The organism is Cellulomonas sp. ACRRI, from assembly GCF_022346185.1.
Classification (GTDB): Bacteria; Actinomycetota; Actinomycetes; order Actinomycetales; family Cellulomonadaceae; genus Cellulomonas.
In genome coordinates this window covers 1-8,069 of the sequence record NZ_JAKRMS010000158.1, presented here as the reverse complement: position 1 = coordinate 8,069, position 8,069 = coordinate 1, and the positions used below count along the sequence as shown (strand labels likewise).

Sequence of the window (8,069 nt, the reverse complement as noted above, 5' to 3'; positions counted from 1 at the left end):
CCACCGACCCCAGGAAGGCCCCCTCGTGGAGAACCGCTACGCCACCGGCCCCGACCAGATCGCCGGCCTCGACACCGCCGGGCTGCGCGCCCGGTACCTCGTGCCCGACCTGTTCGTCCCCGGCGAGGTCCGCCTCGTCCACACCCACCACGACCGCGTCGTGCTCGGCGGCGCCGTCCCGGCGGGGCGGCGGCTGCCCCTCGAGGCGCCGGACGGCCTGCGCGCGACGCACTTCCTGGAACGCCGCGAGGTCGGGATCGTCAACGTCGGCGGCCCGGCCGTGGTGGAGGCGGACGGGACGACGTACGAGCTGCCGCCGCGCGCCTGCCTCTACCTGGGCCGCGGCGTCCGGGACGTGACGTTCGCCGACGCCGCCGCGGGCTCCGGCGCCCGGCTCTACCTCGTCTCGGCGCCCGCGCACACCGCGTACCCCGCCGCGCGCGTGCTGCCGGAGGAGGGCACGGTCCGCGAGCTCGGCGACCAGGAGACGTCGAACCGCCGGACCCTGCGCCAGTACCTGCACCCGGACGGCGTCCGCACCTGCCAGGTGATGATGGGCGTGACGACGCTGCACCCGGGCTCGATGTGGAACACGATGCCGGCGCACACCCACGACCGGCGCACCGAGTGCTACCTCTACGTCGACCTGCCCGAGGACGCCCGGGTGATCCACCTGCTCGGCCGGCCGGAGGAGACGCGGCACCTCGTCGTCGCCGACGGGCAGGCCGTCATCTCGCCGTCCTGGTCGATCCACGCGGGGGTCGGCACCGCGGCGTACTCGTTCGTGTGGGCGATGGCCGGGGAGAACCAGGCCTTCGACGACATGGACGCCGTGCCGCCGGCCGCGCTGGCCTGAGCGGGGACGCGATGACGACGCAGACGGCCCCCGCCGCCCCGACCGGGCGCGGCTACGGCACCCCGCGCACCCGGTGGGCGGTGCTCGGCGCCGACACGCTCCTCGCCCGGGAGCCGCAGGTGAACCCGCGCGACCGCTGGGAGTACGAGGACGGCCTGGTGCTCGACGGCCTCCGGGCCGTGCACCGGCTCACCGGGGACCCGCGGTACGCCGCGTACATCCGGCGCAACCTCGACCACTTCGTGCGCGAGGACGGCTCGATCCTGGGGTACTCCCGCGCCGAGTACAACCTCGACCACGTCAACAACGGCAAGGCCGTGCTCGACCTGCTGGAGGAGACCGGCGACCGGCGGTACCGGCTCGCCGCGGACCGGCTGTTCCAGCAGCTGCTCCGCCAGCCGCGCCTGCGGGCCGGCACGTTCTGGCACAAGCAGATCTACCCCGACCAGGTCTGGCTCGACGGGCTCTACATGGGCTCGGTGTTCTACGCCCGGTACTGCGTGCTGGCCGGCCGCGCCGACCTGCTGGACGACGTCGTGCTGCAGTTCACCACCGCGTACGACCTCACGGTCGAGGGCCCCTCGGGCCTGTGCCGGCACGCCTGCGACGAGTCGCGCCGCATGGGCTGGGCCGACCCGGAGACCGGGCGGTCGCCGCACGTGTGGCTGCGCGCGCTCGGCTGGTTCGTGATGGCGATGGCCGACGTGCTCGAGCACCTGCCGGCCGAGCACCCCGGCCGCGAGCGCATCCGAGCGCAGCTCACCGACGTGCTCGCCGCGCTGCTGCGGGTGCGCGACCCGCGCACGGGCCTGTGGTTCCAGATCCCCGACCAGGGCGACCGGCCGCTCAACTACCTGGAGTCCTCGGGCTCGTTCATGGTGCTGGCCGCGATCGCCAAGGCCCTGCGGCTCGGCCACCTCGCCGGCGACGACTGGGAGCGGGCGCTGGAGGCCGGCTGGGCGCACGCCACCGAGCAGTTCCTGTCCGTCGACGCCCAGGGCTGGGTGAACGTCCACCGGATGTGCCACGTCGCGGGCCTGGGCGGGCAGCCCTACCGGGACGGCAGCTACGCGTACTACATGAGCGAGCCGATCGTGACCAACGACCACAAGGGCGTCGGCCCGTTCCTGCTGCTCGCGGCCGAGATGGACCGGCGGCACGGCCTCGGGGCGTCCCGGTGACCGCCCCGGCCCGCCCGGCGGGCGCCTGGACGCTGCACCCCGACCGCGCGCTGCCGGCCGACCCGGTCACCCGGCCGGTCGCCCGCGAGATCTACCGCGCCACCCGCGACCTGCCGCTGGTGGCGATGCACGGGCACGTGCCGGTCGAGTGGTTCGCGGACGACGCCGCGTTCCCGGACCCGGCCCAGCTGCTCGTCGTGCCGGACCACTACCTGGTCCGGATGCTGGCCTCGCAGGGCGCCGGCATCGAGCAGCTCGGCGTCGCCCCCGTGCGCGGCGGGACCGGCGCCGCACCCGAGACGGACCCGCGGGCGATCTGGCGCCGGTTCTGCGCCGGGTGGCCGCTGTTCCGGGGCACCCCGACCCGGTTCTGGCTGGAGACCGAGCTGGTCGAGATCTTCGGCGTCACCGAGCGGCCGAGCGCCGCGACCGCCGACGCGCTCTACGACCGGGTGCAGGCCGCGATCGACGACCCGGCGTTCCGGCCGCGGGCGCTGCTCGACCGGTTCGGCATCGAGGTCATCAGCACCACCGACCCGGCCTGGTCCACGCTCGACGCGCACGCCCGCCTCGCCGCCGACGGGCTCGGGCACCGGGTGCTCCCGACGTTCCGCCCCGACGCCCTGCTCGCCGTCGACCGACCGGGCTGGCGGGCCGATCTCGACCGGCTGGGCGCGGCCGCCGGCACCGACGTCGAGTCGTACCCCGGGTACCTCGAGGCCCTGCGGGTGCAGCGCGCCCGGTTCAAGGCCGCCGGCGCCCGGGCCTCCGACCACGGGCTCCTCGCCACCGGCACGACCCCGCTGCCGGACGCCGAGGCGGAGCGGGTGTTCGCCGCGGCGCTGCGCGGGGAGGTCCCGGCCGCGGACGCCGCCGCCTTCGCCGGCCACATGCTGTTCCAGATGGCCGCGATGGCCGCCGAGGACGGTCTGGTGCTGCAGCTGCACCCGGGGGTGCTCCGGGACCACGACCCGGCGGTGGCCGCGGCGTTCGGCCCGGACCGGGGCTACGACATCCCGGTCGCGACCGAGTACACCCGCGCGCTGCGCCCGCTGCTGGCCGCCTTCGGCCGGCACCCGGGGTTCCGGACCATCCTGTTCACGGTCGACGAGTCGACCTTCTCCCGCGAGCTGGCCCCGCTGGCCGGCGTCTACCCGTCGGTCCGGCTCGGCGCGCCGTGGTGGTTCCTCGACGCCCCGGACGCCATGCGCCGGTACCGCGAGGCGGTGACCGAGACCGCCGGGTTCGCCAACACCTCGGGGTTCGTCGACGACACCCGCGCGTTCGTGTCGATCCCGGCGCGGCACGACCTGGCCCGCCGCGTCGACGCCGGGTACCTGGCCAGGCTCGTCGTGGAGCACCGGCTCGACCTCGACGAGGCCGTCGACACCGCGGCCGACCTCGCCTACCACCTGCCCCTGCGCGCCTACGAGGCCTCATGACCACCACCCCGCCCGGCACCGCCGGGCTCCCCGTCCCCGACGCCACGACCGTGCCGCGGGAGGAGCTGCCCCTCACCGTCCTGCAGTTCGGCGCCGGGAACTTCCTGCGCGCGTTCGTCGACCAGATGATCCAGGGCGCCAACGACGCCGGCGTCACCCGCGACGGGGTCGCCGTCGTGCACGCCACCCCCGGGCCGGACCGCGCGCTCGACCTGCTGCGCGAGCAGGACGGCATCTACCACGTGCTCCTGGAGGGGGTCCGCGACGGCGCCCCGGTGCGGGAGGTCACCCGGGTCACCGCGATCCAGCGGGTGGTGCGGGCGCACGAGGAGTTCGCCGCCTACCGCGCGACCTACCTCGAGCCGTCCCTGCGGGTCCTGGTGTCCAACACCACCGAGGCCGGCATCGCCTGGGTCGAGGGCGACGACCTCGCCGCCACGCCACCGGCGTCGTTCCCCGCCAAGGTCACCGCCCTGCTGCTGGACCGGTTCCGGCACTTCGGCGGCGACCCCGCGGCCGGCCTGCACGTCGTGTGCTGCGAGCTGATCGAGGACAACGCCGGCACCCTGCGCCGCTACGTCCTCGCGCACGCGTCGGCGAACGACCTGCCGGCCGCGTTCGTCGACTGGGTCGAGCGGGCCTGCTCGTTCCACGACACCCTGGTCGACCGGATCGTGCCCGGCTACCCCCGGGACGAGATCGCCGACGTGCACCGGCAGATCGGCTACGCCGACCGGCTCGTCGTCAAGGGCGAGCTCTACGGCCTGTGGGCCGTCGGCGGCGACCCCGCGCTGCGCGACGTGCTGCCGCTGGACCGTGCCGGCCAGCCCGTCGAGTTCCTGCCCGACGTCCGGGCGTCCCGGGACCGCAAGGTCCGGGTGCTCAACGGGATGCACACGGCGCTGACCCCGCTCGGGCTGCTGCTCGGCGAGGTCGGCGTCCGGGAGACGGTGGCGCGGGCGGACGTCGCGCGCTACCTCGACCTGCTGCTCGACCGCGAGGTCCTGCCGTCCCTCACCGGGGACCCGGAGGCGCTGCGCCGGTTCGCCGCGACCATCCGCGAGCGGTTCACCAACCCGTTCCTGCAGCACCGGCTCGCCGACATCGCCCTCAACGCGCTCGCGAAGTACCGCGCGCGGAACCTGCCCGTGCTGCTGGAGGCGTGGCAGGACGGCCGGGAGGCGCCGGCGACGGCGTTCGCGCTCGCGGCGCTGCTGGTGCTGGACTCCGGGCGGCTCGGGCCGCCGGGGTTCGAGCCGGCCGACGACCCCGGACTGCTGGCGCTCGCGCGGGCCTGCGACGACCGCGACCCGGCCGGGTGGGTCCGCGCGCTGGTCGTCGGCGCCGGGATGCTGCCGGCCGACGACCCGCGGCTGGAGCGCCTCGTCGCCGAGGTGGCCGGCTACGCCGCGGCGATGCTGCACGGCGGCGCGGGGGCGGCGCTGACGGACCTGCTCGCGGCGGCGGGCTGACCGCCCGCCGCCGCGGGTCGGGACCGTCCCGGCCGGGCGGGGCGGAGGGCCCGCCCGGCCGGGACGACGACGGCCCGCGCCCCCTCGGGGGGACGCGGGCCGTCGTGCGTGCGCGCCGCGGGTCAGTCGCCGCCGCGGAGGATCGCGAGGAGCCGCAGGATCTCCAGGTACAGCCAGACCAGCGTGACGATCAGGCCGAACGCGGCGGACCAGGCGAACTTCGCCGGGACGCCCTGCTCGACGCCGCGCTTGATCGCGTCGAAGTCCATGATCAGGCTCGCGGCGGCCAGGCCGACGGCGACCAGGCTGATGATGATGCCGAACGGGCCGTCCCGGAGCGGGCCGAACCCGGCGCTGTCGACGAAGAACGACAGCCCGACGTTCACCAGCGAGAACGCCAGGTAGCCGACCATCGAGATCAGCAGCCAGCGCGTGAACTTCGGCGTGACGCGCACCTTGCCCGACTTGAACAGGAACAGCGCGGCGGCGAAGGTCGCCATCGTCGCGACGACCGCCTGGAACACGATCGGCTGGAAGCCGCCCTGGCCGTCGATCGTCATGTTCTGGAACGCCAGGCTGATCCCGCCGAGGAACACGCCCTGCGCGACCGTGTACAGCGTGATGAGCAGCGGGCTCGGGTTCTTCTTGAACGCGTTGACCAGGCCCAGCACCAGGCCGACGACCGCGCCGAGCGGCCAGAGGCCGGGCGCGGCGTTCCAGGTCACCGCCGCGACCGCGACGAGCAGCGCGAGCAGCCCGCCGGTCTTGATGATGACGTCGTCGTAGGTCAGCCGGCCGGTGTCCCGGGTGGTGGCGGCGGGCGCGCCGTACATCTGCTCCAGCGACTGCGCCTCGATCACCGGCCCGGTGGCCGTGGCGCCGTACGCGCCGGGCTGCGCCGTCGTCTGCGGCGCGCGGTTCCCCCGGGCGCCCCGGGCGCGCGGGTCGCCGAACACGGCGCTGTTGTTGAACACCGGGTTGGTCATCGGTCCTCCATGGTCGGTTCGCGATCGAGCCGGCAGTGGTACTGAGCCTAGAACGCCGCGACCGCACCGGAAGTTCCCGCGGGCCGCTACCCGGCCAGGACCATCCCCGCGGCCGACCTGCGGCGGGGGCGGGTCATCCCCACGACGGACGGGGTCGGCCGTGCGGGCGAGCGGACCGGTCCGCGGAATCGGCCGCGCGGTCGTTCCGCCGGGGCCCGCGGGTCCGTAGGTTCGTGCCGTACCTGGAGACCACCCCTGTGAGGACACCATGATCGAGGCCCACGGACTCACCAAGAGATACGGGCAGAAGACCGCCGTCGCCGGCATCGACTTCACCGTCCAGCCCGGCAAGGTCACCGGCTTCCTCGGCCCGAACGGCGCCGGGAAGTCGACCACGATGCGGATGATCATGGGCCTCGACCGGCCCACGTCCGGCACCGTCACCGTCAACGGCCGCCCCTACGCGCAGCTCACGTCCCCGCTGACCGAGGTCGGCGCGCTGCTCGAGGCCAAGGCCGTCCACTCCGGACGCTCGGCCACCAACCACCTGCGCGCCCTCGGCGCCACCCACGGCATCGGCCGCAAGCGCGTCGACGAGGTCATCGAGATGACCGGCCTCGGCCAGGTCGCCCGCAAGCGCGTCGGCGGCTTCTCGCTCGGCATGGGGCAGCGGCTCGGCATCGCCGCCGCCATGCTCGGCGACCCGCGCACGCTGATCCTCGACGAGCCGGTCAACGGCCTCGACCCCGAGGGCGTGCTGTGGGTGCGCAACCTCGTCAAGCACCTCGCCGCCGAGGGCCGGACCGTCTTCCTGTCCTCGCACCTCATGAGCGAGATGGCGCTGACCGCCGACCACATCCTCGTGATCGGCCGCGGCCGGATCATCGCCGACGCCCCGGTGGACGACATCGTCGCCGGCGCGGCCGGCAAGTCCGTGCGGGTGCGCAGCCCGCACGCCACCCGGCTCGCCGAGCTGCTCGCCGCGCCGGACGTCACCGTGACCTCGGTCGAGGCGGGTCTGCTGGAGATCACCGGCACGGACGCCCGCGCCGTCGGCGAGCTCGCCGCCGCGAACGCCCTCGTCCTGCACGAGCTCACCCCGGTGCACGCCTCGCTCGAGTCCGCCTACATGTCCCTGACCGCCGACGCGGTCGAGTACCACTCCACCGCCGCCGGCACCGCGGGCACCGCGACCGCCCCGACCCCCGAGGAGGCCCGGCGATGAGCGCCGCGACCGCGACCGCCCCTGTCCGCCCCGCGCGCGTCGACGCGCCCCGCGTGACGTTCCCGAAGCTGGTCCGCTCCGAGTGGATCAAGCTCTGGACCCTGCGCTCGACCTGGTGGGTCGTGAGCATCACGATCCTCGCCCAGGCCGGGTTCACCTGGATGGGCACCTACTTCACGCTGCAGAACGTCAGCCCGGAGGAGATGGGCATCCCCGGCGCGACCGTGGGTCCCAGCTTCGTGCAGAGCGGCATCATGATCGGCCAGCTCGTGATCTCGGTGCTCGCCGTCCTGGCGATCACCGGCGAGTACTCCACCGGCTCGATCCGCTCCACGTTCGCCGCCGCGCCCCGGCGGGTCGGCGCGATCCTGGCCAAGGCCGTGGTCGTGCTGGTCGTCGCCTTCGTCACCGGTGCGCTCGCCACGCTGCTGTCCTGGGCCCTGATCACGCCGTCGCTCGGCGACGCCTACGCGATCGACCTGTCCGACGAGGTCCACCGCCGGGTGCTGATCGCCATGCCGCTGTACCTGATGGGCGTCGCGCTGTTCTCGTTCGCGATCGGCGCGCTGCTGCGGGTGTCCGCCGCGGCTCTCGCCACCGTGTTCGGCGTGTTCCTGGTCGTGGAGACGCTGTTCTCGGCCTTCCCGAACATCCGGGTGCTCGCCGAGACCGCGCCGTTCCTGCCGTCCAACGCCGGCTTCCAGGTGCTGTCGACCTCCACCGAGAGCATCGACGCGCTCCGGGCGGCCAGCGACGTCGCGGTGCTGACGCCCTGGCAGGGTTACGGCGTGCTCGTGCTGTGGGGCGTCGTGCTCCTCGGCGCCGCGCTCGTCCTGGTGCGGCGCCGCGACGCCTGACCGGCGCCGCAGCCCTCGGGCGGCCCCGTCCCGGATCGCCGGGGCGGGGC

7 protein-coding genes are annotated in these 8,069 nt (G+C 74.7%); 6 read left to right on the top strand and 1 reads right to left on the bottom strand.

From position 1 onward, the window contains the following. The first annotated feature begins 25 nt into the window (after window positions 1-25). The 4 genes from kduI to MHY85_RS19010 are packed head-to-tail and all read left to right on the top strand — an operon-like array spanning window position 26 to window position 4,951. Complete coding sequence (gene kduI, locus MHY85_RS19025; RefSeq protein WP_239199565.1) at window positions 26-856, top strand: 5-dehydro-4-deoxy-D-glucuronate isomerase; 831 nt, start codon at window positions 26-28, stop codon at window positions 854-856. Window positions 857-867: 11 nt separating this feature from the next. Next, on the top strand, window positions 868-2,037 hold the full coding sequence (locus MHY85_RS19020; RefSeq protein ID WP_239199561.1) for a glycoside hydrolase family 105 protein: 1,170 nt from the start codon (window positions 868-870) through the stop codon (window positions 2,035-2,037). Then, on the top strand, window positions 2,034-3,479 hold the full coding sequence (gene uxaC, locus MHY85_RS19015; RefSeq protein ID WP_239199558.1) for a glucuronate isomerase: 1,446 nt from the start codon (window positions 2,034-2,036) through the stop codon (window positions 3,477-3,479). The genes MHY85_RS19020 and uxaC overlap by 4 nt, the downstream gene beginning before the upstream one ends. Beyond that, on the top strand, window positions 3,476-4,951 hold the full coding sequence (locus MHY85_RS19010; protein WP_239199555.1) for a tagaturonate reductase: 1,476 nt from the start codon (window positions 3,476-3,478) through the stop codon (window positions 4,949-4,951). Before uxaC ends, MHY85_RS19010 begins: the two co-directional genes overlap by 4 nt. A 122-nt stretch (window positions 4,952-5,073) precedes the next feature. Here MHY85_RS19010 and MHY85_RS19005 read toward each other — a convergent pair whose 3' ends face one another. Beyond that, window positions 5,074-5,937 (bottom strand): Bax inhibitor-1/YccA family protein, encoded by an 864-nt coding sequence (locus MHY85_RS19005; RefSeq protein ID WP_239199552.1) that lies wholly within the window; start codon window positions 5,935-5,937, stop codon window positions 5,074-5,076. A gap of 268 nt (window positions 5,938-6,205) precedes the next feature. On the opposite strand from MHY85_RS19005, the gene MHY85_RS19000 reads away from it, so the two are divergent. Both MHY85_RS19000 and MHY85_RS18995 read left to right on the top strand, forming a co-directional pair. Beyond that, the gene (locus tag MHY85_RS19000; protein ID WP_239199549.1) at window positions 6,206-7,162 is read left to right on the top strand and encodes an ABC transporter ATP-binding protein; all 957 of its coding nucleotides are present in this window, start codon (window positions 6,206-6,208) and stop codon (window positions 7,160-7,162) included. Next, window positions 7,159-8,019, top strand: coding sequence for an ABC transporter permease subunit (locus MHY85_RS18995; RefSeq protein ID WP_239199546.1), 861 nt, complete (start codon window positions 7,159-7,161; stop codon window positions 8,017-8,019). The genes MHY85_RS19000 and MHY85_RS18995 overlap by 4 nt, the downstream gene beginning before the upstream one ends. Window positions 8,020-8,069 lie beyond the last annotated feature (50 nt).

What these genes read in the sequence shown, in the direction of transcription:
- MHY85_RS19020 (WP_239199561.1), top strand. Translation starts at nt 868, where the DNA reads ATGACGACGCAGACGGCCCCCGCCGCCCCGACCGGGCGCGGCTACGGC.
- MHY85_RS19010 (WP_239199555.1), top strand. Translation starts at nt 3,476, where the DNA reads ATGACCACCACCCCGCCCGGCACCGCCGGGCTCCCCGTCCCCGACGCC.
- MHY85_RS19005 (WP_239199552.1), bottom strand. Translation starts at nt 5,937, where the DNA reads ATGACCAACCCGGTGTTCAACAACAGCGCCGTGTTCGGCGACCCGCGC.
- MHY85_RS19000 (WP_239199549.1), top strand. Translation starts at nt 6,206, where the DNA reads ATGATCGAGGCCCACGGACTCACCAAGAGATACGGGCAGAAGACCGCC.
- MHY85_RS18995 (WP_239199546.1), top strand. Translation starts at nt 7,159, where the DNA reads ATGAGCGCCGCGACCGCGACCGCCCCTGTCCGCCCCGCGCGCGTCGAC.